This window comes from Pseudomonas sp. Eqa60 (assembly GCF_018326405.1).
GTDB classification, from domain to species: Bacteria; Pseudomonadota; Gammaproteobacteria; order Pseudomonadales; family Pseudomonadaceae; genus Aquipseudomonas; species Aquipseudomonas protegens.
In genome coordinates this window covers 5,466,999-5,488,115 of record NZ_AP024342.1, presented here as the reverse complement: position 1 = coordinate 5,488,115, position 21,117 = coordinate 5,466,999, and the positions used below count along the sequence as shown (strand labels likewise).

Below are 21,117 nucleotides of genomic sequence, written 5' to 3'. Positions count from 1 at the left end.
TGCTTAAGGTGGCGCCATCAGTTGCAGGAGACTTTGATGATGGCTACGCCGATCAAGCTGGAATTTTCCGAAAAATACGATGCCCAACACGCCCAGGAATACCTGCTCAAGCACCAGGATGGTCTGGCGCGGCAGTTGTCCCACAAGCGTGACGAACAATTGGCCCGTACTGCGCTGGCCCTGGCGGGAGAGCCCGGGCTGGTACTGGACCTGCCCTGCGGTGCCGGTCGTTTCTGGCCGCTGCTGGCAGAAAAAACCAATCGAGTGATCATTGGCGCTGACAATTCAGCAGCTATGCTGAGTACCGCCACGGTGGCCCAGCCGGCCGACGTGGTAAAACGGGTACGGCCCTTGCAGACCTCTGCGTTTGCCATTGATTTGCCGGACAACGCCGTGGACTGCATTTTCTCCATGCGTTTATTGCACCACATAGGCCAAGCGGAGCACCGCATGGCGCTGCTACGGGAGTTTCAGCGGGTCAGCCGTGACAGCGTGATCATCTCGTTGTGGGTCGATGGCAACTTCAAGGCCTGGAAACGCAAGCGCATGGAGCGCAAGCGCCAGGCTGAAGTTGGGCAGGAGGGTTACCAGAATCGTTTTGTGTTACCGGCGGCCACGGTCGAAGAAGAATTCAGGCAAGCCGGCTTTCGTGTCCAGGAGCACCTGGACTTCTTTCCGCTCTACGCCATGTGGCGGGTCTACGTATTACGCAAGAGGTAAGAGGATGGCTGTTGAATGTGCTTCGGAACTGGATGCCGCGCCCACAGATTGCTTCGAATACTTCTGGAATAAACAAGGTGAATGGGTCGAGGAACCCAATCAGCGTCGAGGCGGCGAGAGCGGCGTCCAACGCATTCAAAGCAGTAGCGGCGGCCTGCTCTATGCCAAGCGGCAGATCGGGCACATTCATCGCAGTTGGTTGCACCCTTTCGGGCGACCGACGGTCCTGCGTGAGCGCGAGGCTCTGCAAGGCCTGCGCCTGCTGGACGTAGAGGTCCCGGAACTGGTGTTCTGCGGGGCCCGGCGTGGCCCGGAGCGACAATGGCAGGCGTTGCTGGTCACCGCAGCGCTGGAGGGCTTCATGGAGGTCGACAACTGGTATGCCGCCGGTGGGCGCGAGCGCCATGGTGAAGCCTTTCATGATCGTTTGTTGCAGGCAGTGGCTGCGACCCTGGCGCGCATGCACAAAGGGCGCTGGCAACATGGTTGCCTGTACGCCAAGCACGTTTTCGTACGGGTGGACGGCGAGGGCGAGCAGGCTCAGGTGCGAGTCGCACTGCTGGATTTCGAGAAATGCCGCCAGCGCTTGAGCAGCCGCCGGGCCGCAGCCCATGACCTCAAGCAACTGCGTCGCCATTCGTCGTGGAATGACGCGGACTGGCAAAAGCTCTACTACTTTTACAAGACGGTGTTTGGCAGCCCCATCAAAGGTTTATAGCGATGAAGCTAGAAATTGCACGAGGTTTGTTTCTGGCAGGAGCCTTGGCAGTCGCTTCTTTGGCCGTAGCTGCCTGGGAGCAGCCGCGCACGCAGGTCCTGAGCGCCCAGGGAGACGCCCATTGCCCGTTGCCGCGGGTGGCCAAAGCCTCTGTGGCGGTCAAGCCCGATCATGACCTGTTGCTGTTCATGTTCGGCATGGCTCAAGGATTGAAACCCCAGAGTTGAAGCTTGTTCAGCCCCTAGAAAAAGGCCTCGCAATGCGAGGCCTTTTGTTTGCCCGGAAATGATCAGATCAGATGCAGGTGGTTGTCCCACAGGCCCGCTGGAAGGTCCAGGGGCTTGGCCACGATTTGCGTCTGGCGGCAGTCGTAGAAGCGGCAGCGACCTTGTCCCGAGGTCACCACGAAGCCATCGGCTACCGCTCCGACACCGGCGCAATCGGGCAGCGGGGCGTCGACCCGCACGGCACCGCTGTCCAGGTCCCAGATAAAGAAGCGGTTGCCCCGGGGAGCGGTCAGGGCCACCAGCCGCAGGTCGCTGTGCACTGCCACGCTGGCGGTGTAGTGCCCCATGGCCTGCAATTGTTCCTGGGCTACCGGGAAGGGGGCGAAAGGCTGGCCGGGACGCTTGATCGCCAACAGTTCCGAGGATTCGTGGGCAGCGCCCATGAACTGCTGGCCGGTGACTATGGTGCCGTCGCCGGCAATGCCCATGTGGCGCACGCTATTCATCTGCTGGGCCAGGGTTTCCTTGCTCAGCAGCGTGCCATCGCGCTGCATCAGGACCAGGCTCGGTTCCATGGCGTCAAGGTTCATCTCCACCCGGCTTTCGGCTTCGGTACGGATACCGCCGTTGGCCACCACCAGGGTTTCCCCGTCGGGCATCCATGACACCTGGTGGGGGCCGATGCCATGGGTGGACAGCTCGCTGTTGTGCACCAGGCGCTCACCCTCGAAGCGGTAGACACCCAGCAAGCCCCGGCCCGGGTCCCGGGTATCGTTCTCGGTGGCGTACAGCCATTCGCCGCTCTTGTGGATCACCGCATGTCCGTAGAAATGCCGGTCCGGTTGCGCGGTCAGGGTCTGCAGGAGCGCGCCGTTGCGCAGGTCGATCAGGTAGCTTTCGGTGCCCGGGCGCCGCGCCACGAACAGGGCGATGGGCAGTTGCGGGTGGTTGATGATGTCATGGCAACGTTGGCCGACCTGGGTGGCAAACACCTGTTTACCGTCCAGTTGATAACCGACGGCGTAATGCTTGCCGTCACCATCGTCCCTGGCCGAAAGCAGCAGGGGCTGCTTGCCCTTTTGCTTGAACAGCGTCCAGCCGCCCAAGGTCACCGCACTGAGCAGCAGGCTGCCCAGCGCCAAAGCCTGACGTCGCAGCATCATCAGTCACCGTCGTTGGCGTTGAAGCCCAGTTGGATCCCCAGCGCCTTGGCCAATTCGCCTTCATGCAGGCGGTGGACCACGTTGAGGCTGTCATACAGGTCGTTGAGTTGCTGGCGGCCAGCGTCGTCACTGAGCATTTCGGTCAGCGAGCGCTGGGTGCTGGCGAAGAGTTTCAGCGAGGCGGCGTAGGCGGCGTCGATCTTGTCGGCCAGAGGCTTCTGATCGGCAGGCAACAGGCCGCGCAGGCCCTTGTTGTCGACCCCGGCCCAGACTGTCTGGGCAGCGCTGAGGCTGGCTTCCAGGCCCTGCAGGGACGACTGGCTGCGCCAGGCATCGGCCTGGAACGGCTGCGGGATGCCCTTGGTCTGGCGGCCCATCGGCGTGCCGAGCTTCTTCTTCAGGGTATCCAGAGCCGTGACCTGGACCCGCAGCAGGTCGGCGATGGCCTCGTGGGAATCGGCGTACCGCTGGTTGGGGAACTTGCTCATCTGCGCGAGCATGCCGTCGTTGGTGTTCCAGCTCGACAGGATTTCTTCGGCCAGTTGTTTCTGGCGCTCACCAATGGCAGTCAGCAGCGGGCAGTAGCGGGCTTTCTGCGTGCTGTCGGCCATGTCGATCTTGCTGTCGAAGAGGATGTATTCGTAGGCCGACAGCCCCTGCACCACGACGCTGGACTTGGCCAGGGCGGCGGCATCGATCTGCGGGTTGGCGGTGACCAGTTGCTCCACCTGACGGCCCACCAGGTTCTTCTTGTCCGGCCAGAACTGGACCTGCCAGGAGCGGTTGCCCTCGGCCAGTGGGCCGATCAGCAACGGCTGGAGCTCGGCCCAGGCTTTTTGCGCATGGAGGAAGTCGGCCCGGGCGGTGTCCAGGCTTTCCTTGCCTTCACAGAAGGCCAGGGCACTAATGGCCAGCTGGCGGTCGGCGTCGACCCAGCGACTGTAGGTCGGCAGGATGACCTGCTTGGCGATGGCCGCCGAGGTGACGGCTTGTGGGTCCTGGGGCGAGCAGGCGCCCAGGGCGAGTGCGGCAAGGCTGGTGAACAGCAGTTTGGGGCGGAACATGTTCGGGCTCCCTTTATTGTGGAGAAAACGTGTGAGTCGAGCGTTACAGAGAATTCAGGAATGCCAGCAACGCGGCGCGCTGCTGGGCATTGAAGGTCAAGACCTGTTGTTTCGCGCCTTCGGCTTCGCCGCCGTGCCAGAGCACCGCCTCCATCAGGTTGCGGGCGCGGCCGTCATGCAGGAACTGGGTGTGGCCGCTGACGGTTTCGGTAAGGCCGATGCCCCACAGCGGCGCGGTGCGCCAGTCGCGGCCACTGGCCTTGAACTCCGTGCGGTGGTCCGCCAGGCCTTCGCCCATGTCATGCAGCAGCAGGTCGCTGTAGGGGCGTATCACCTGGTTGGCCAGCTCGGGTTCGGCGGCGTTAGCCGCGGTGGTGAAACTTGGGGTATGGCAGGACTGGCAGCCGGCCTGGAAGAACAGGTTCTTGCCGGCCAGGACCTGGGGCGAGTCGACATCGCGACGTGCCGGCACCGCCAGGTTGCGGGTATAGAACAGCACCAGGCGCAGGATGTTGTCGCTGACCTCCGGCTCGCCATCCGGGCCGTTGCCATTGGGGGCCTGCTTGCAGGCGGTTTGCGCGTCGGTGCAGTCATCGAAGGGTCTCAGGCGGGTGGTCAGGCCCATATCACCAGAAAACGCGTGAACATTTTGTTGATTGAGGTTGGGTTGCCCGGCTTTCCAGCCAAAACGCCCGAGTACGGTCTTTTGCAGGGCGTCATCCCAGACCCAGTTGGGCCGGCCGGCGATGGCATTTTTATTCGCCGGCCTGGCATTGGCCAGGATCGCCTCTTCGGGAATGGCTTCCAGCAGCCCCAGGCCGATCATCGGTGGCGCCACCCGGGCGGAAAAACGCGTGTCCGGGTGCATAGGCCCGTAGCCCAGGTCGGTGATCTGCAGCTTGGGTTTGCGCAGCTCCACTTGGGTGCCGTCCTGGAAGCGTACCGGCAGGGGATCGTAGTCCACCCGTACCCGGCCTTCCGGAGCGACCCCGGGAATGGCCATGTCCTGCAGCTGGCCGCCGTACACCGGCTCCGGAACGATGCCTGCCTGTTCGATGAGCCTGGCAAAGGCCGGATCGTCGGGGATCGACAGGCGCACCAGCATTGACACCGCGTTCAGCGCATCCGGCGCCGGGGGATGGCCGCGCCCGTCCTTGACGTGGCAGTTCTGGCAGGCGTTGGTGTTGAACAACGGGCCGAGGCCGTCGCGGGCGGTGGTGGTGGAGGGGGCGATGACCCAGGGGCTGCGGAAGAAACTGTTGCCGACGCTGAAGTCCAGGCGCCGGGTGGGTGGCAGGTTGGCCGACGGCAGGGAGAAGGCATTGCGATCGCTCTTGTTGACCGTGGTCGCGCCGCCTGCCCGGGCTTCTCCAGGTTCGGCCTGGGTAAAGCGCGGCGCGTCATCGCAGGCACTCAGGCTCAGGGCCATGAACAGAGCGGACCAGCGAAGCGGCAACGAGGGCATCGGACATCCTGCAAGACGAGCAAAACAAGGGCGCAAAGTCTAACAGGGCGGCCTGGATTGAATAAGAGGAATTATCGTTTGGTTTGACCCAGGACAAGCTGGACGGGGCGCAGGCAACGATGTTGCAGGTTGTGCAAACGGCTGCGGCGGGCACAAAAAAGGCGACCCGAGGGTCGCCTTTCTGCCTGGCGCAATGCTGATCAGAATTCGTGATCGGCGTTGTCCGGGTTCAGGTCGCTGATGCCCAGCTTGCCGGCGGCCTGCTCGATCGAGCCGGTCTGCTTGACCAGGGCGGCGATGGCGTCACGCACGATCTGGTTGCCGGACTCGTTGCCCGCCGCAATCAGCTGGTCGTAGTGCTCGCCCTTGTTGGCGTGGTCGACCATGACCTGGATCTTGGCTTCGGTGGCCGCCAGGTCGGCTTTCAGGGCCGCGTCGGCGGCCGGGTCGGCCTTGGCCACCAGGGACGACAGGCTGGCGCCGCTCATCTTGGTGCCGTCGGTACGGGTGTACTCGCCCAGGTAGACGTTGCGGATGCCCTTGGCGTCGTAGAAGTGCGAGTTGTGGGTGTTGTCGCTGAAGCAGTCCTGCTCGTCTTCAGGGGAGTTGGCTTCCAGGGAAACCTTCATCCGCTCGCCGGCCAGTTCACCCAGGGACAGGCTGCCCATGCCGAACAGCATCTTGCGCAGGCCGGTCTCGGCCGGCTCGGCTTCCAGGGTGGCGCGGTAGTTGTCGGCCACGTCCGGCTTCCAGTTGCCGACCATTTCTTCCAGGTCGTTGACCAGCAGTTGGGTCACGGCCTTCAGGTAGGCACGACGACGATCGTTATGGCCACCGGTGGCACCGGCACCTTCCAGGTAGTCCGAAGCAGGGCGGGCGCCGGCGCCAGGGCCGGTACCGTTGAGGTCCTGGCCCCAGAGCAGGAATTCGATGGCGTGGTAGCCTGTGGCGACGTTGGCCTCGGCACCGCCCAGCTCGTTCAGGCTGGCGAGTTTTTCCGGGGTGATGTCTTTCACGTCGACCTTGTCTTCGCCGACCTGGATCTCGGTGTTGGCGATGATGTTGGCGGTGGCACCTGGGTTGCCCAGTGCGTGCTCGTAGCTCTTGTCGACGTAGTCGATCAGGCCTTCGTCCAGGGGCCAGGCGTTCACCTGACCTTCCCAGTCATCGATGATGGTGTTGCCGAAGCGGAACACTTCGCTCTGCAGGTAAGGCACGCGAGCGGCGACCCAGGCAGCCTTGGCGGCTTTCAGGGTGTCGTCGTTGGGCTTGGCGAGGAAGGCATCGATGGCGGTCTGCAGGGTTTTCGCGGTGGATTCGGAGTCGCTGTATACGGCGAAGACCATGTCGGCGTAATGCGCGACCACGGCCTTGGCAGCCGCTTCGTCGACCTTGCCGGCTGCATCGGCCGCTGGGGTGGCAGTGCTGGTGGCCGGGGTCGGCGCTTGGGCGGCAGCCTTGTCGTCTTTGCCTTCGCCGCAGCCGGCGAGGGAAATTGCGATGGCCAACAGACTGGCGGTAGCCAGAGGCATACGAATCATGGCGAACATCCTGCTTCGAGAGGGGAGTGGACGGCGCGGGGGCGCGCAAAAGCTGCGACATAATGCGAAAGATTTGCATTATGTGTAAAGGGTTGTGCCTGGAAATATTTCTTATTCAACAGGGGATTGCGCTGGGTCAGGTTCGCCAGCGCCGTGCCTGGCTCAGAGGATTGCCGCATTGCTGCGCTGGGCCTGTTTCAGGTAGGCCCCCAGCTCCCGGGCGGGCAGGGGTTTGCTGTAGTGGTAGCCCTGACCTTCGTGGCAGCCTTCGGAGATGATGTAGGCCTCCTGCTCGGCAGTTTCCACGCCCTCGGCGATCACCTGCATGCCCAGGCTCTTACCCAGCTGGATGATCGCGCGCACGATGGTGGCATCGTCGTCGTCATCCAGCAGGTCCTGGACGAAGCTCTTGTCGATCTTGATCTTGTCCAGGGGCAGGCTCTTGAGGTAGCTCAGGGACGAGTAGCCAGTACCGAAGTCGTCGATGGCAATCAGGGCGCCGGAGCGGCGCAGGCTCAGCAGGTGTTGGGCGGCGGTGCTGATGTCTTCCATCAGGCCGGTTTCGGTGACTTCCAGCTCCAGGCTGCGGGGCGGCAGGCGGTAGATCTGCAACAGATTGTTGACCACCCGTGGCAACTCGGCGTGGTGCAGTTGCACGGTGGACAGGTTGACCGCCATGCGCAGGTCGCTGAAGCCCATGTCGTGCCATTCCCGCAGCTGGCGACAGGCCTGGTCCAGCACCCATTCGCCGATGGCGATGATGGTGCCGTTCTGTTCCGCCAGGGGAATGAACAGGTCTGGCGGCACCAGGCCATGCTCGGGGTGCTGCCAGCGGATCAGCGCTTCGACGCCCACCACACGGTGGTCGCGATAGCTGATCTGCGGTTGGTAGACGAGGAAGAACTGATCCCGGGCCAGGGCCTCGCGCAGGTCTTTTTCCAGCTCGCGGCGGCGACGCATCTCGCTGTCGACGCTGGCGATATAGAACTGATACCGATTGCGTGACCGGGTCTTGGCCAGGGTCATGGTCTGTTCGGCTTTTTGCAGGAGCTTTTCCGTGCTGTCGCCGTCTTCCGGGAACAGGGTGATACCAATGGTGGCACGCAGGCGGATTTCCTGGTGATCCAGGGCGAAGGTGGCCTCCAGGTCATCGAGGATGCTCTGGGCCAGTTCCGCAGCTTCGTAAGGCTGTTCGATATCGGCCTGGACCAGGGCGAACTGATCGCCCCCCAAGCGCGCCAGGGCGCCAAGCCGGCCGCTGTGGCCGCGCAGGCGGTCGGCCAGGGCCAGCAACAGCTGGTCGCCGGTCTGGTAGCTGAACTGTTCGTTGATGCCCTTGAAATCATCCAGGCCGACACAGAGCACCGCCACCCGGCGTTGCAGGCGCCCGGCGTCCACCAGGATCTTGTCCAGTTGCTGTTGCAACTGCTGGCGGTTTGGCAAGCCGGTGAGGAAGTCGTACTGGGCCATGCGCAACAGGCTGTTTTCCGCCTCGTGACGCAAGTGGGTGTTGCGTTCGATGGAGGCCAGCAACTGGTTGGCGGTATTGATCCAGATACCCAGCTCGTTCTTCTCGTGGCCCTTGAGCAGGGGCAACTGGTGTTCGCTGGGGCGGTCGGGGTTGATGGTGGTCAGGTGCTCGATGATTCGCGACAGCGGCTTGGTCAGCAGCCAGTGATAGACCAGGTACAGCACCAGGCCCATGGCCAGGGCCCGCAGGACTCCGGAAATGAAGATGATCACCGAACTGACGATGAAGCCCTGGCCATAAGTGGCGGTGTCGAGGGTGATGCTCAGGTCGCCGTAATATTCGCTGTAGGGGCCACGGCCCACCAATTGCGTAGTGAAGGTGCGTTCCTGACCGAGGATCAGGTCGGTCAGCCAGCGGCTGGAGGATTTCTGCAGGTCGCGGGATTTCTCCGCGAGCATGGTCTCGTTCGGGTGGCCAATGGAGGCCATGCGCACAGCGTCATCCTGGAACAGGCCTTCAATGACTTGCATGCCCATTTCCCGATCCAGGCTGTAGACCGCCTGTGTCGATGGGTCGCGAAACATGTCGAGAATGCGCTGGGCATCGCTAGCTACCGCCTGCCGAGTCTTGTAGGCATCGAAGACGATCTGGGCGCAGCTCAGGACTACGCCCACTATGAGTGCCGACAGCAGCACAACCCGGAGCAACTTCACCGACAAGCTGTTTTTGAGTTCCAGCTTCAAAGGGCTATTCCTTGTTCCGTGCGTGTAGCGTCAAGTTGCCATGAGTATTGGCAATCCCGTGATGGCCGTCAAAGTGACATTAGTGCCGAGAACAGGATGTCTGCGGGCCAGACCCGGGTGATCAGAATCAGGATTGCTCGTGCTGTGGATAGTGTGTCGGTAGCGACGCCTTGCAACTTGAGGGGCGGCGTTGTTTTTTACCTGCCATGAATCTTAGCGCTTCAGGTGGGCGGGACAAGATCCCGGCTTTGCCACAGGCAAAAAAAACCCGGCCAGGCCGGGTTTTTTACACTGCAAACGGACTTAAGCGACGAAGTTCTTGCCTTCGAACTGCTCAGCCACGAATTTCCAGTTGACCAGGTTCCAGAACGCTTCGACGTATTTTGGACGAACGTTGCGGTAGTCGATGTAGTAGGCGTGTTCCCAGACGTCGCAGGTCAGCAGCGGGGTGTCGCCGCTGGTCAGCGGGTTGCCGGCGCCGATGGTGCTGGCCAGGGCCAGGGAACCGTCAGCCTTTTTCACCAGCCAGCCCCAGCCGGAACCGAAGGTGCCAACCGAAGTCTTGGTGAATTCCTCTTTGAACTTGTCGAACGAACCGAACGCAGCGTTGATGGCTTCAGCCAGGGCTCCGGTAGGTTGGCCGCCGGCGTTTGGCGCCAGGCAGTTCCAGTAGAAAGTGTGGTTCCAGACCTGGGCTGCGTTGTTGAAGATGCCGCCCGAAGAGGTTTTGACGATCTCTTCCAGAGTCTTGCCTTCGAACTCGGTGCCTGGCACCAGGTTGTTCAGGTTCACGACGTAGGTGTTGTGGTGCTTGTCGTGGTGGTATTCCAGGGTTTCCTTGGAAATGTGCGGCTGCAGAGCGTCGTGTGCATAGGGCAGCGGCGGCAATTCGAAAGCCATGATGATTCTCCTAATCAGGTCAGTTGCGGTGAGCGCAAGGCCGATCACGGGCGGCCAGACAAGCGCCGGGGAGTTTGTACTCTTTGCGGCGCAGGGTTCGGATCATAGCACCGGGGGTGCGGCTTAACCACGCAACAACTGTGTGGGATAGAGGTTCCAGAGCCTTTTGGAATAAGTCACGCGGCGCTGATCAACTGCAGGGCGACGCTGAACATCATCACCGCCACCAGCAGGTCGAGTATCCTCCAGGTGCTCGGGCGCGCCAGCCACGGAGCCAGCCAGGCGGCGCCCAGCGCCAGGGTGAAGAACCACAGCAGCGAAGCGCTCGCGGCCCCCACCACATAGGCGCCCGGCTCGGTCTGCTGGGCCCCCAGCGAGCCGATCAGCAGCACCGTGTCCAGGTACACGTGGGGGTTGAGCAGGGTCACCGCCAGGGCGCTCAGCATCACCGCCCGCAGCGAACGCACGGTCTGTCCTTCGCCCTGCTGCAGGCTCTGTTTCGAGCAGGCACGGCGCAATGCCTGGGCGCCATACCAGATCAGGAATGCCGCGCCGCCCCAGCGTGCCACCGCCAGCAGCATCGGGCTCTGGGTGAGCACGGTGGCCAGGCCGAACACCCCGGCCGCCACCAGTAGCGCATCACAGGTGACGCACAGTGCCGCCACCGGCAGGTGGTGCTCGCGGCGCAGGCTCTGGGCCAGGACGAAAGCGTTCTGAGTACCGATGGCCATGATCAGGCCGAAGGCCACCAACAGGCCATTCACATAGCTTTGCCACATGGTTATTGCTCCTCGCCGGCGGCCAGTTGTTGCAATACCTGCATGGCCCGCCCGGCATCCGCCTGGCCGACAAACAAGTGGTCGTGGTAGTAGCCGGCGATCACGTTGCAACTGATCCCGGCCTTGCCCAGGGCCCCGGCGAAGGCAGCGGTCAGGCCCACGGCTTCGAGCGCCGAATGCACGTTGAGGGTGATCCAGGCGGCTACATAGTCGAAGCCCAGGCCCAGGCGCTCGGCCTGCTGGCGCGGGAGAATCACGGTCAGGCCTTCGCGCTCGCGAAAACTGCCCAGCACTTCGCAGTCCTGCAGCAGGCTGCGGTCGGGGAGGGAGCAGAACACGTACTCGCCGTCATTGAGCTGCGGGCTCATGCTGCGCAGCAGGGTTGCGAGGGAGGTTTCACCGGCCATGAACGGAATCCTTGAACGAAGAGGCATTGCTGAGGCTTTACGCTGGCTATTTTCCCGGCCCGGGTTGTATAAGAAAAACCAATATTACTGATCTCTCATTAGGAAAACTGATGTTCGACTACAAGTTGCTCTCGGCCTTGGCCGCAGTGATCGAGCAGGCAGGGTTCGAGCGGGCGGCCCAGGTGCTGGGTTTGTCACAGTCGGCGATTTCCCAGCGGATCAAACTGCTGGAGGCCCGGGTCGGCCAGCCAGTGCTGGTGCGGGTGACGCCGCCGGCGCCGACGGAAATCGGCCGGCGCCTGCTCAACCATGTGCAGCAGGTGCGCCTGCTGGAGCGCGACCTGCAAAGCCTGGTGCCGGCCCTGGACGAGGAGGGCCTGCCGGAGCGCTTGCGCATCGCCCTCAACGCCGACAGCCTGGCCACCTGGTGGGCGGGCGCAGTGGGCGATTTTTGCGCCGAGCACCATCTGCTCCTGGACCTGGTGGTGGAAGACCAGACCGTCGGCCTCAAGCGCATGCGCGCCGGGGAAGTGGCGGCCTGCGTCTGTGCCAGCGAGCGCCCGGTGGCCGGGGCCCGCAGCCTGCTGCTGGGGGCCATGCGCTACCGGGCCATGGCCAGCCCGGAATTCATCGCTCGGCATTTTCCCCTGGGCGTGCGTGCCGAGCAGTTGCCGCGCACACCGGCGCTGGTGTTTGGCCCCGACGATTTCCTGCAGCATCGCTACCTGGCTTCCCTGGGCGTGGACGGTGCTTTCGAGCATCATCTGTGCCCGTCTTCCGAGGGCTTCATTCGCCTGACCGAGGCCGGCCTGGGCTGGGGGCTGGTGCCCGAGTTGCAGGTCCGCGAGCAGCTCGAGCGGGGCCTGCTGTTGGAACTGTTGCCGGATAAACCCATCGATGTGCCGCTGTACTGGCATCATTGGCGCAACGGCGGCCAATTGCTGGGGCTGCTCACCGAGCACCTGGCACGTTTGTCGGCACAATGGCTGGTGCCCTGGGAGCAGCCGTAAGCGTCAAGCGACAAGCTGCAAGTAGACAGCTTGCGCACTGATTTTTAACTTGCAGCTTGTAGCTCGTAGCTCGTCACTGCTTTCTTAGGAATATTTCATGAAGATTCTGGTTACCGGCGCAAGCGGCTTCATCGGCGGGCGCTTCGCCCGCTTTGCCCTTGAGCAGGGCCTGGAGGTGCGGGTCAATGGCCGTCGCGCCGAAGCCGTGGAGCATCTGGTGCGCCGTGGCGCTGAGTTCGTCCAGGGTGACCTGAGCGATGCCGATCTGGTGCGCGAGCTGTGCCGTGACGTCGACAGCGTGGTGCATTGCGCCGGTGCCGTGGGCTTGTGGGGGCGCTACCAGGACTTCCACCAGGGCAATGTGCTGGTCACCGAGAACGTGGTCGAAGCCTGCCTCAAGCAGCGGGTGCAGCGGCTGGTGCACCTGTCTTCGCCCTCGATCTACTTCGACGGCCGGGATCACCTGGGGTTGACCGAGGAACAAGTGCCCAAGCGCTTCCGGCATCCTTATGCGGCCACCAAGTACCTGGCCGAGCAAAAGGTCTTCGGCGCCCAGGAGTTCGGCCTTGAAGTGCTTGCCCTGCGCCCGCGCTTCGTCACCGGCGCCGGCGACATGAGCATCTTCCCGCGGCTGTTGAAGATGCAGCGCAAGGGCCGCCTGGCCATTGTCGGCAACGGCCTGAACAAGGTCGATTTCACCAGTGTGCACAACCTCAACGAGGCGTTGTTCAGCAGCCTGCACGCCAGCGGCTCGGCCTTGGGCAAGGCCTACAACATTAGCAACGGCACACCGGTGCCTTTGTGGGATGTGGTCAATTATGTGATGCGCCAGATGCAGGTGCCGCAAGTCACCCGTTATCGCTCCTTCGGCCTGGCTTATGGCGTGGCGGCGCTCAACGAAGGTTTCTGCAAGCTCTGGCCGGGGCGGCCGGAGCCGACTCTGTCGCGCCTGGGAATGCAGGTCATGAACAAGAATTTCACCCTGGATATCAGCCGTGCCCGGCATTATCTCGGCTATGAGCCCAAGGTCAGCCTGTGGGCGGCCCTGGATGAGTTCTGCGCCTGGTGGAAAGCCCAGGACATAAGCTGAAACCAAAGACTGAACCGAGTTTGCCCGGCCCGGTCCATTGGCCGGGCGAATTAGCGGTTTATACTCGCCGCACTCAGCCACCACCGCGTTTCACAAAGGTTGCCCCATGCGTAACGATGCAAACGATGACTTCGACGACGTTCCCAGTCTGCGCGCCGATCCTCTCGACGACGATGTCTTCCCCACCACCAGCGCTGCCCGCGAGCGTACCTCCGTGCATTCGCGCGGCACGCCGGTAGTCAAGGTCAAGAGCCCCAGCACCGGCCCGCTCTGGGCATTGGTGGGCGCCTTGTTCTTTGCCTTCATCGGCCTTGCCTGGTGGAGCTTCCAGCAGATTTCGCTGATGGAACAGCAATTGGTGGCGACCCAGGAAAGCTTCGCCAGGATCAGTGAGGAAGCGGCCGGACGCCTGCAGGACATCTCCGGCAAGGTGGTGGCCAGCCAGACCAATGTCACCACGGACAGTGAAGCGCTGAAGCTGCAGATCAAGCAACTGGAGAGCCGCCTGCAGGACCAGAGCCGACAGCAGCAGGGCGTGGCGGGGCAGGCCACCGATCTGGACAAGCGCCTGGCGCAGATGAGCGCGCAGAACGCCGAACAGCAAGCAGCCAACAGCCAGTTGCAGGCTCAGGTGAAAGCCTTGAGCGGTGAACTGGCGAGCCTGAAAAGCGCCCAGACCGACAATGGCAAGGTCGATGCCCAGCTCAAGAGCCTGGGCGCCGACCTGGCCACGCTGAAGAAACAGGGCAATCCGAGCGCCGCCATCGAGCGTCTGGAACAGGACCTGATCGTGCTCAAGAGCCAGCAGGACAACCGTCCCGCCGCTGCGCAAAACGGTGCCAGCACTGCCGAGTTCGACGCCTTTCGCGGCCAGGTGACCCGCAACATCAACACGCTGCAAAGCCAGATCCAGAACCTGCAGCAGCAGATCAACACCCGCCCTTGATGGGGGCCGTCTTCCCACGCCAGGCGTGGGAAGGCGTCGGTTCCCCCCCGTGTGCTGAATGTTTCCGCATATCCTGCAGCCGTCTACGCTCTTCGAACGCCAACACGAACGAGGAGCGGGCGATGAGACTGTGGCTTGGAAATACCTGGGTGGGCTGGCTGCTGCTGTTGTGCTTGGGCCCGCTGCAGGCGGCGCCGTCGGTGGATGATGGCGCGGCGGCCCGGGCGCTGCTGGAAAAGGCCCTGGGCTACTACCACGATCAGGGCGACAAGGCATTCGCTGCCTTCAGCCGCCAGGGCGAGTTCGTCGACCACGACCGCTATGTGTTCGTGGTGGATACCCAAGGCGTGATGCTGGCCAGTGGCGGTCCCTCGTCGGCGTTGATTGGCCGTGATGTGTCGCAAGTCCTGGGGCCGGACCTGCGCAAGGCGTTCAAGCAAGCGTTGAAGACGCCCGAGGGCAATGGCATCCAGCAGGCCGAGTACCGCTGGCAGAACTGGGCCGACGGCAAGATCGAGCGCAAGCATGTGTATTTCCAGCGGGTCGGCGAACGCATCCTGGCGGTGGGTTACTACCAGCCCCGGGCGTCGGCCGAGCAGGCCAGGGCATTGCTGGAGAGGGCAGCCACGGCCCTGAGCACGGACCGCAACGGCACGCTCAAGGCGATCAACCAGTTGCAGGGCGGTTTTCTTGAAGACGATCTGTACGTGTTCGTGGTGGACATGGACAGCCGGCGCTACCTGGCCCATGGCACCAACCTGCGTTTGCTCAACACCGACTTCGCCAAGATCAGGGATCCCGAAGGCAAGCCGGTGGGCGAGCCGATGCTGGCGCTCATGGCTCGCGAGGATCAGGGCGAATACCAATACCGCTGGAAGAACCCGGTGACCGGCAAGGTGGAGGACAAGCACGCCTACCTGCGCAAAGTAGGGAATCTGCTCGTTGCGGTGGGCTACTACAGCCCTTGATCATGCTGCCCTGCAGCCGCTGCCGCAGGCTGCTTCAGCAAAGGCTGGAGCGCTTCGACCAAAGCGGCTACAGGAGCTCGGGGCGGGTTAACGCGCCTTGTCTTCACGACCGCGCAGCAGGCGATTGGGCATGGCGATCGCCGCTGCCAGCCCCAGCAGGGATACCCCGGCACTGACCAGCAACAGATGCTTGAAGGTCGTCAGCAACTCGGCTCGCAAGGCGTCCCGCGCCGGGCCGGGGGCGGCGTTCAGGCCTTCCAGCAGGGCATTGCCGGAGTGCCCTTCAACCATCAGCCCGGCGCCACAGAGATGGGCCAGGCTGGAATCCTGGAGCAAGGCCAGCAGCAACGCCGACATCAGCGCCACGCCCACCGCCCCGCCGAGGGCGCGGAACAGGTTGGTGGTGCTGGTGGCCACGCCGATATCCCGTTGCTCCACCGAGTTCTGCGTGCCCACCAGGGAGGTGGGGAACTGCATGCCGCCGGCGATCCCGCAGAGCAGCATGAACAGGCCGCTGAGCAGCTCCGACTGCGGCGGCACCAGGGCCATGCCGAGGATCGACAGCGGCATCAGCAGCGCGCCACTGAGGATCATCGGCTTGTAGCGCCCGGTGACCGAGGTCAGGCGCCCGGCACAATAGGCGCCCATTGGCAGACCCATGGCCAGCGGCAGCAGGTGCAGGGCGGCACTGTCGGCCCCGGCGCCGGTGATGCTCTGGAAGCGCAGCGGCATCAGCACGATCAGGGAAATGGCCTGGAAGCTGGTGAAGAAGATCGTGCACCAGCACAGCAGCGCGTTGCGGTTGGTGAACAGGTGCATCGGCAGCAGGGGTTCCCGGGCCCGGCGCTCATGCCAGACGAACAGTGCCAGGACGATGACCGCGATGGCCAGCAGATCGAGCACTTCGGCGCTGCGCCAGGAATAGCCCTGGCCTACCTGGGTGATACCCAGCAGCAGGGCGGTCAGGCCGATGATCATCAGCACGGTACCGAGGTAGTCGATGATCGGCTTGCGCTGGGGCACCGGCAGCCCGATCAGAGTGCGATGCGCCACCCACCAGGCGCCCAGGCCCAGAGGCAGGTTGATCAGGAACACCCAGCGCCAGGAAAGGAATTCGGTCATGTAGCCGCCCAGCACCGGGCCGGCGACGCTGGCCACTGCGTACATGCTGCTGAAGTAGCCCTGGTAGCGACCGCGCTCCCGAGGCGGAACTATGTCGCCAATAATGGCCTGGCTCACGGAGATCATGCCGCCGGCGCCGATACCCTGAAAAATCCGCGCCAGTACCAGTTGCTCCATGTTCTGTGCCAGGCCGCAGAACAGCGAGGCCAGGGTGAACAGCCCCATGCCGAACAGCATCAAGCGGCGGCGGCCGTAGAGGTCGCCGAGCTTGCCGTAGATGGGCACTGCCACGGTCATCGCCACCATGTAGCCGGAGATCACCCAGGCCAGCAGGCCGACGTCCTTGAACTGGGCGGAAATGGCCGGCATGGAGACGGCGACGATGGTCTGGTCCAGGGCGCCGAGAAAGATCGCCAGCATCAGGGCGATCAGCACGCTGCGAATGGCCGGTTTGGGCGAGACGGGCTGTTGGAAGTGGGTCACGAAAGAACCTGCGGGCAGAGATTGACCCGGCGGAGCAAGGCCGGTGGAAGTGCGCTTCAGTGTACTAGATAGGAGCCTACTAGATAGCCATACAAGGAAGTCTCCGGGGATTTTTCATCTGGGCTTAACTGATGGGAACGATGCTCTGTGAAGACCTGGGCGGTCAGACGAAAACGCAGATTATTTGGCGGTAATTAGCTGGTAATGGGACGCATTCTGTATAGTGCCCGGCACTGGGCTGGTGCTCTGAACGCCGGCCCGGTCAATGTCCATTGATGTTGCTGTTGCTTGCATTTCGCCCGGGCGTATTCGTTTATCGAAGAGCCCCGGCGGTTGTCTGATGGTTCGCCCGCTGGCGCCCCCGTCGCCCGTCACACTGAGGCCTGGACTGTAGTGATGAACAAGCCTGCCCTTGCGTCGATTCCGGTGTTCAAGCTCTATGGCGAGAGCCTGGACTGGCCTACCCCGGACCTGCTTCATTGCGAGCCCATCAGCCAGCGCAGCCGCGAGCACCATTGGGAAATCAAGCCCCATCGGCATGCAGACCTCTGCCAGTTGCTGTTTGTATACCGTGGGCAGGCGGAACTGGAGATCGAAGGCCAGCGTACCCTCCTGGACAAATCGATGGTCCAGGTCCTGCCGCCGCTGTCGGTCCATGGCTTCCGGTTTTCCGAAGACATAGAAGGTTATGTGGTGACGCTGGCAGCGCCGCTGGTAAGCCATCTGCAAACCCAACTGGGGCAGGGGCAAAATACCCTGGCCAGGCCCGAGGGATATCCGACGGGGGCAGACGAGGCGTACCTGAACGGTTTGTTCGCCGCCTTGCAGCAGGAGTACCAGGGGCAGCAGCCGGCTCGGGAAATGCTCATGCATGCGCTGGTCAGCATGATTGTGGTCTGGGTCGGGCGCCAGGCGTTGCAGCGCAGCAGTGCCAGCCGGCGTCCCCAGCGGGCCCGTGAGTATTTCAATGGCTTCATCCAGTTGGTGGAAGCCCATTACCGCGAGCATGTGAAGGTCGAGGACCTGGCCCACAAGCTGGGCATTTCCGTGTCGCACCTCAACGGCACCTGCCGTGAACTGGCAGGGCAGCCCGCGCTGCAGATCATGCACGAACGCCAGCTACTGGAAGCCAAGCGGCTGCTGACCTACACCGGGATGACCATCTACGAGATTTCCGCGGACCTGGGGTTTTCCGACCCCACCAACTTCACCCGGCTGTTCCGGCGCCGGGAGGGGATCTCGCCCAAGGTATTTCGCGACCGCCTGAAGGCCGATCAGGCTGGGGACGCCGATTCGCTGACGCTCACCTGAGGGCGTTCAAGGTGGCGTTGTGGGGCATGCAGCGTTCCAGGTTGCAACTGGCGTAGTTGCGCGGTTGCATGCGCGCCTGCTCCACGCGATAAGCGGCAGTACCGTATAGCGCCAGGGTCACGGTGCAGGTCATGAAGATGGCCAGGTACCTTCTTGTCTTGACGTTCATGGCAACGACCTCTGAACCCATACCCCTTTGGTTTAAAGGGGTACTGTTATCAGCATAGGTCAGTTGCGGGGGCTTGCCCGGCCTGTTTGGCAGGGTATTCAGCAGTTGGATCGAGCAGCCCGGCCAGCGCCGTGCATCTATCTACAAACCTTCGTCCCAGAGCGGTTGCTGGGGAAACCTGAGGACCAGGAAGTCGAGCATGCTGCGCAAGGTCGCCGGCATGTGCTTGCGCGAGGCATAGACCGCGTACATGTTCATCGTGCGCGGTTCGGCGTGGGGCAGCAGGCGTACCAGCTCTCCACGCTTGATGTACTCACCGGCCTGGTAGCTGGGCAGCATGGCGATCCCGGCGCCGGCCATGGTGGTGCGCAGCAGCGTGCTGGCCTCGTTGGCGCTGATGTTGCCCTGCACCGGCACCGATACCTGTTCGCCATCCTGTTCGAAATGCCACAGGCTCTTGCCGAAGTAGGAGTGGGTCAGGCAGTTGTGCCGGTTCAGTTCCTCCACCCGCTGGGGCGCGGGGTGCTCTCGCAGATAGGCCGGCGAGGCGCAGATCACCGAGCGGCAGACCGTCAGGCGCCGGGCGATCAGGTTCGGGTCCAGGTCATTGCTGGTACGGATCGCCAGGTCAATGCGTTCATCCACCAGGTTCACCGTGCGATCGAGCATCTGCAGGTCGATGCTGACCCCCGGGTAGCGCTTGACGTAGTCGGCCACGGCATCCGCCAGTTGCGACTGGCCGAACGAGGTACTGACGCTGATGCGCAGCAGACCGCGGGGTGCATCGTCCGGCTCGCCGACCGCGGCCTGCATGTCGCTGGACAGCTCCAGCATCTGCCGGCAGCGGGGCAGAATCTCACCGCCGGCGGCGGTCAGGCTGAGCTTGCGCGTGGTTCGGTGCATCAGCCGGGCGCCGACCCAGTCCTCCAATTCCGCCAGATAACGTGACACCACCGGACGCGACAGGTCCAGGTGATCGGCGGCGGCCGACTGGCTGCCCAGGTCGACGACGGTGACGAAGACCCGCATTGCTTGGAGACGATCCATGATTTGCCCGCTTTCAGAAACAAACTATGTTCAAGCATCGCATTTTTTGTAACGAGTCTGGCAACTAAGCTCTGTCCATCCCAACCCAGCCAACAGATGCCGGAGCTGCCCTCATGATCGGATTCACTTCACTCAAACGCTTGCTGCTGGCCACTGCCACCCTGGGCTTTGCCGCCCATGCCGCGGCCGCCGAGCCGCCCCTGAGCCTGGATGTCTACAACCCGGGCGCCAACGCAATCTTCCCGGTGACCTCGGTGCTGGTCAGCGGCAAGAAGGACGCGATCCTGGTGGACGCCCAGTTCGGCAAGTCCCAGGCACAGCAACTGGTGGACAAGATCCGCGCCAGCGGCAAGCACTTGACCACCATCTACATCAGCCATGGTGACCCGGACTACTACTTCGGCCTCGACACCCTGACCGCCGCCTTCCCCGACGCCAAGGTGGTGGCTTCGCAGCCGACCGTGGATCACATCAAGGCCACGGTGGACGGCAAGCTGGCGTTCTGGGGCCCGAAAATGGGCACCGACGTACCGGCCAAGACCATCGTGCCGGGCGTGCTCAAGGGCCACAGCCTGACCCTGGAAGGGCAGAAGCTCGACGTCATTGGCCTGGACGGCAAGCAGCCGGACCGCAGCTTTGTGTGGATCCCGTCGATCAAGGCGGTGGTCGGTGGCGTGGTGGTCGCGGAAAACATCCACGTGTGGATGGCCGACACCCAGACCCCGCAGTCCCATGCGGACTGGCTGGCTACCCTCAAGACCATCGACAGCCTGCAACCCAAGACCGTGATCCCCGGGCACTTCCTCGGTGACAGCGCGCGTTCCCTGGCCCCGGTGCACTTCACCGCGGACTACATCAAGGCCTTCGACGAGGAAACCGCCAAGGCCAAGGATTCCGCCGAGCTGATCGCGGCCATGAAAAAGCGTTACCCGGACCTGGGCGAGGACAGCTCCCTGGAGCTGAGCGCCAAGGTCGCCAAGGGCGAAATGAAGTGGTGAAAACGGTTTGACCCGCTCCCTTGTGGGGGCGGATGCCTCTGTACTCTCTTAGCCAACTGGAGACATGTCATGAGCAAGATCGCAATCATTGGTGCCACCGGCCGTGCCGGTAGCCAACTGCTGGAAGAAGCCCTGCGTCGCGGCCACAGCGTGACCGCCATCGCCCGCAACACGGCGAAGATCGGTCCGCGTGCCGGCGTGGTCAGCCGCGATGTGGATGTGGCCGACAGTGCCGCGCTGCAAGCGGCGGTGGCCGGTCACGATGTGGTGATCAGCGCGGCGCATTTTTCCAGCATCGCTGCCAATGCCATCATCGACCCGGTGAAAAAGGCCGGGGTCAAGCGCCTGCTGGTGGTAGGCGGTGCCGGTTCGCTGTTGCTGCCGGGTGGCAGCAAGGTCATCGATAGCCCGGGCTTCCCGGAGGAATACAAGGCCGAAGCCAGCGCCGGCGGGGTGTACCTGGAGACCCTGCGCAAGGAGCAGGACCTGGACTGGACCTTCCTTTCGCCATCGGCGGAGTTCGTCGAGGGTGAGCGTACCGGGCACTTCCGCCTGGGCCAGGACGACCTGCTGGTCAGCGCAGAGGGCCGTAGCTGGATCACTTTTGCCGACTACGCCATCGCCATGCTCGACGAGGTGGAAAAGCCGGCTCATAGCCGTCAGCGTTTCACCGTCGGCTACTGATCATTGACCGATTGACCCGTTAGCCGCCTGCAGCAGGCGGTTACCGGGTTGTTCCGGCAAGCGTTGAAGGCCCCTCGCGGGGCTTTTCGCT

21 protein-coding genes are annotated in these 21,117 nt (G+C 63.2%); 10 read left to right on the top strand and 11 right to left on the bottom strand.

The window, feature by feature from the left end:
- The first annotated feature begins 36 nt into the window (after nucleotides 1-36).
- From KI242_RS24700 to KI242_RS24690, 3 genes are read left to right on the top strand one after another with little or no spacing between them, the layout of a single operon-like run.
- Nucleotides 37-720 (top strand): class I SAM-dependent methyltransferase, encoded by a 684-nt coding sequence (locus KI242_RS24700; RefSeq protein ID WP_015636804.1) that lies wholly within the window; start codon nucleotides 37-39, stop codon nucleotides 718-720.
- Nucleotides 721-724: 4 nt separating this feature from the next.
- Nucleotides 725-1,438, top strand: a complete 714-nt coding sequence (locus tag KI242_RS24695) for a lipopolysaccharide kinase InaA family protein (protein ID WP_011063087.1) — start codon at nucleotides 725-727, stop codon at nucleotides 1,436-1,438.
- 2 nt (nucleotides 1,439-1,440) lie between these two features.
- On the top strand, nucleotides 1,441-1,665 hold the full coding sequence (locus KI242_RS24690) for a hypothetical protein (RefSeq protein WP_041119677.1): 225 nt from the start codon (nucleotides 1,441-1,443) through the stop codon (nucleotides 1,663-1,665).
- Between the two features lie 62 nt (nucleotides 1,666-1,727).
- Here KI242_RS24690 and KI242_RS24685 read toward each other — a convergent pair whose 3' ends face one another.
- The 8 genes from KI242_RS24685 to KI242_RS24650 form a co-directional block, all read right to left on the bottom strand.
- The gene (locus KI242_RS24685) at nucleotides 1,728-2,825 is read right to left on the bottom strand and encodes a DUF1513 domain-containing protein (protein WP_053160069.1); all 1,098 of its coding nucleotides are present in this window, start codon (nucleotides 2,823-2,825) and stop codon (nucleotides 1,728-1,730) included.
- A 2-nt stretch (nucleotides 2,826-2,827) separates the two neighbouring features.
- Nucleotides 2,828-3,892 carry an imelysin family protein gene (locus KI242_RS24680; RefSeq protein WP_123431357.1) on the bottom strand — a complete coding sequence of 355 codons (1,065 nt, stop codon included), beginning with the start codon at nucleotides 3,890-3,892 and terminating at the stop codon, nucleotides 2,828-2,830.
- A gap of 43 nt (nucleotides 3,893-3,935) precedes the next feature.
- A complete protein-coding gene (locus KI242_RS24675) occupies nucleotides 3,936-5,357 on the bottom strand; it encodes a di-heme oxidoredictase family protein (protein ID WP_019092984.1) in 1,422 nt (473 codons plus the stop codon).
- Nucleotides 5,358-5,557: 200 nt separating this feature from the next.
- A complete protein-coding gene (locus KI242_RS24670) occupies nucleotides 5,558-6,898 on the bottom strand; it encodes an imelysin family protein (RefSeq protein WP_011063082.1) in 1,341 nt (446 codons plus the stop codon).
- 162 nt (nucleotides 6,899-7,060) lie between these two features.
- Nucleotides 7,061-9,112: a bifunctional diguanylate cyclase/phosphodiesterase gene (locus KI242_RS24665; protein ID WP_011063081.1), complete on the bottom strand. Its 2,052-nt coding sequence runs from the start codon at nucleotides 9,110-9,112 to the stop codon at nucleotides 7,061-7,063.
- Nucleotides 9,113-9,415: 303 nt separating this feature from the next.
- Entirely contained in the window at nucleotides 9,416-10,012 is a 597-nt protein-coding gene (locus tag KI242_RS24660) for a Fe-Mn family superoxide dismutase (RefSeq protein WP_011063080.1), read from the bottom strand.
- A gap of 176 nt (nucleotides 10,013-10,188) precedes the next feature.
- Nucleotides 10,189-10,791, bottom strand: coding sequence for a LysE/ArgO family amino acid transporter (locus KI242_RS24655; protein ID WP_011063079.1), 603 nt, complete (start codon nucleotides 10,789-10,791; stop codon nucleotides 10,189-10,191).
- 2 nt (nucleotides 10,792-10,793) lie between these two features.
- Nucleotides 10,794-11,198, bottom strand: coding sequence for an ACT domain-containing protein (locus KI242_RS24650; RefSeq protein WP_011063078.1), 405 nt, complete (start codon nucleotides 11,196-11,198; stop codon nucleotides 10,794-10,796).
- 110 nt (nucleotides 11,199-11,308) lie between these two features.
- Here KI242_RS24650 and KI242_RS24645 point away from each other — a divergent pair, with 110 nt between their 5' ends.
- The 4 genes from KI242_RS24645 to KI242_RS24630 all read left to right on the top strand — a co-directional run bounded on the left by KI242_RS24645 (nucleotide 11,309) and on the right by KI242_RS24630 (nucleotide 15,212).
- Nucleotides 11,309-12,208, top strand: a complete 900-nt coding sequence (locus KI242_RS24645; protein WP_123472907.1) for a LysR family transcriptional regulator ArgP — start codon at nucleotides 11,309-11,311, stop codon at nucleotides 12,206-12,208.
- A 97-nt stretch (nucleotides 12,209-12,305) separates the two neighbouring features.
- Entirely contained in the window at nucleotides 12,306-13,298 is a 993-nt protein-coding gene (locus tag KI242_RS24640; RefSeq protein WP_011063076.1) for an NAD-dependent epimerase/dehydratase family protein, read from the top strand.
- A gap of 106 nt (nucleotides 13,299-13,404) precedes the next feature.
- Nucleotides 13,405-14,244 (top strand): ATPase, encoded by an 840-nt coding sequence (locus KI242_RS24635; RefSeq protein ID WP_123472906.1) that lies wholly within the window; start codon nucleotides 13,405-13,407, stop codon nucleotides 14,242-14,244.
- Between the two features lie 122 nt (nucleotides 14,245-14,366).
- A complete protein-coding gene (locus KI242_RS24630; protein WP_015636798.1) occupies nucleotides 14,367-15,212 on the top strand; it encodes a cache domain-containing protein in 846 nt (281 codons plus the stop codon).
- Between the two features lie 87 nt (nucleotides 15,213-15,299).
- Here KI242_RS24630 and KI242_RS24625 read toward each other — a convergent pair whose 3' ends face one another.
- Nucleotides 15,300-16,817, bottom strand: coding sequence for an MDR family MFS transporter (locus KI242_RS24625; RefSeq protein WP_212805624.1), 1,518 nt, complete (start codon nucleotides 16,815-16,817; stop codon nucleotides 15,300-15,302).
- 396 nt (nucleotides 16,818-17,213) lie between these two features.
- Here KI242_RS24625 and KI242_RS24620 point away from each other — a divergent pair, with 396 nt between their 5' ends.
- A complete protein-coding gene (locus tag KI242_RS24620) occupies nucleotides 17,214-18,128 on the top strand; it encodes a helix-turn-helix domain-containing protein (RefSeq protein ID WP_011063072.1) in 915 nt (304 codons plus the stop codon).
- Here the strand turns inward: KI242_RS24620 and KI242_RS24615 are convergent.
- On the bottom strand, nucleotides 18,121-18,297 hold the full coding sequence (locus tag KI242_RS24615; protein WP_015636796.1) for a hypothetical protein: 177 nt from the start codon (nucleotides 18,295-18,297) through the stop codon (nucleotides 18,121-18,123). The genes KI242_RS24620 and KI242_RS24615 overlap by 8 nt on opposite strands.
- A gap of 141 nt (nucleotides 18,298-18,438) precedes the next feature.
- Entirely contained in the window at nucleotides 18,439-19,344 is a 906-nt protein-coding gene (locus KI242_RS24610; RefSeq protein ID WP_011063070.1) for a LysR family transcriptional regulator, read from the bottom strand.
- Between the two features lie 113 nt (nucleotides 19,345-19,457).
- Here KI242_RS24610 and KI242_RS24605 point away from each other — a divergent pair, with 113 nt between their 5' ends.
- Nucleotides 19,458-20,342, top strand: coding sequence for an MBL fold metallo-hydrolase (locus KI242_RS24605; RefSeq protein ID WP_053153498.1), 885 nt, complete (start codon nucleotides 19,458-19,460; stop codon nucleotides 20,340-20,342).
- 69 nt (nucleotides 20,343-20,411) lie between these two features.
- Entirely contained in the window at nucleotides 20,412-21,026 is a 615-nt protein-coding gene (locus KI242_RS24600) for an NAD(P)-dependent oxidoreductase (RefSeq protein ID WP_015636794.1), read from the top strand.
- Nucleotides 21,027-21,117 lie beyond the last annotated feature (91 nt).

What these genes read in the sequence shown, in the direction of transcription:
- KI242_RS24635 (WP_123472906.1), top strand. Translation starts at nt 13,405, where the DNA reads ATGCGTAACGATGCAAACGATGACTTCGACGACGTTCCCAGTCTGCGC.
- KI242_RS24645 (WP_123472907.1), top strand. Translation starts at nt 11,309, where the DNA reads ATGTTCGACTACAAGTTGCTCTCGGCCTTGGCCGCAGTGATCGAGCAG.
- KI242_RS24615 (WP_015636796.1), bottom strand. Translation starts at nt 18,297, where the DNA reads ATGAACGTCAAGACAAGAAGGTACCTGGCCATCTTCATGACCTGCACC.
- KI242_RS24660 (WP_011063080.1), bottom strand. Translation starts at nt 10,012, where the DNA reads ATGGCTTTCGAATTGCCGCCGCTGCCCTATGCACACGACGCTCTGCAG.
- KI242_RS24630 (WP_015636798.1), top strand. Translation starts at nt 14,367, where the DNA reads ATGAGACTGTGGCTTGGAAATACCTGGGTGGGCTGGCTGCTGCTGTTG.
- KI242_RS24700 (WP_015636804.1), top strand. Translation starts at nt 37, where the DNA reads ATGATGGCTACGCCGATCAAGCTGGAATTTTCCGAAAAATACGATGCC.
- KI242_RS24600 (WP_015636794.1), top strand. Translation starts at nt 20,412, where the DNA reads ATGAGCAAGATCGCAATCATTGGTGCCACCGGCCGTGCCGGTAGCCAA.
- KI242_RS24620 (WP_011063072.1), top strand. Translation starts at nt 17,214, where the DNA reads ATGAACAAGCCTGCCCTTGCGTCGATTCCGGTGTTCAAGCTCTATGGC.
- KI242_RS24690 (WP_041119677.1), top strand. Translation starts at nt 1,441, where the DNA reads ATGAAGCTAGAAATTGCACGAGGTTTGTTTCTGGCAGGAGCCTTGGCA.
- KI242_RS24670 (WP_011063082.1), bottom strand. Translation starts at nt 6,898, where the DNA reads ATGATTCGTATGCCTCTGGCTACCGCCAGTCTGTTGGCCATCGCAATT.
- KI242_RS24655 (WP_011063079.1), bottom strand. Translation starts at nt 10,791, where the DNA reads ATGTGGCAAAGCTATGTGAATGGCCTGTTGGTGGCCTTCGGCCTGATC.
- KI242_RS24640 (WP_011063076.1), top strand. Translation starts at nt 12,306, where the DNA reads ATGAAGATTCTGGTTACCGGCGCAAGCGGCTTCATCGGCGGGCGCTTC.
- KI242_RS24685 (WP_053160069.1), bottom strand. Translation starts at nt 2,825, where the DNA reads ATGCTGCGACGTCAGGCTTTGGCGCTGGGCAGCCTGCTGCTCAGTGCG.
- KI242_RS24650 (WP_011063078.1), bottom strand. Translation starts at nt 11,198, where the DNA reads ATGGCCGGTGAAACCTCCCTCGCAACCCTGCTGCGCAGCATGAGCCCG.
- KI242_RS24695 (WP_011063087.1), top strand. Translation starts at nt 725, where the DNA reads ATGGCTGTTGAATGTGCTTCGGAACTGGATGCCGCGCCCACAGATTGC.
- KI242_RS24675 (WP_019092984.1), bottom strand. Translation starts at nt 5,357, where the DNA reads ATGCCCTCGTTGCCGCTTCGCTGGTCCGCTCTGTTCATGGCCCTGAGC.
- KI242_RS24610 (WP_011063070.1), bottom strand. Translation starts at nt 19,344, where the DNA reads ATGGATCGTCTCCAAGCAATGCGGGTCTTCGTCACCGTCGTCGACCTG.
- KI242_RS24605 (WP_053153498.1), top strand. Translation starts at nt 19,458, where the DNA reads ATGATCGGATTCACTTCACTCAAACGCTTGCTGCTGGCCACTGCCACC.
- KI242_RS24680 (WP_123431357.1), bottom strand. Translation starts at nt 3,892, where the DNA reads ATGTTCCGCCCCAAACTGCTGTTCACCAGCCTTGCCGCACTCGCCCTG.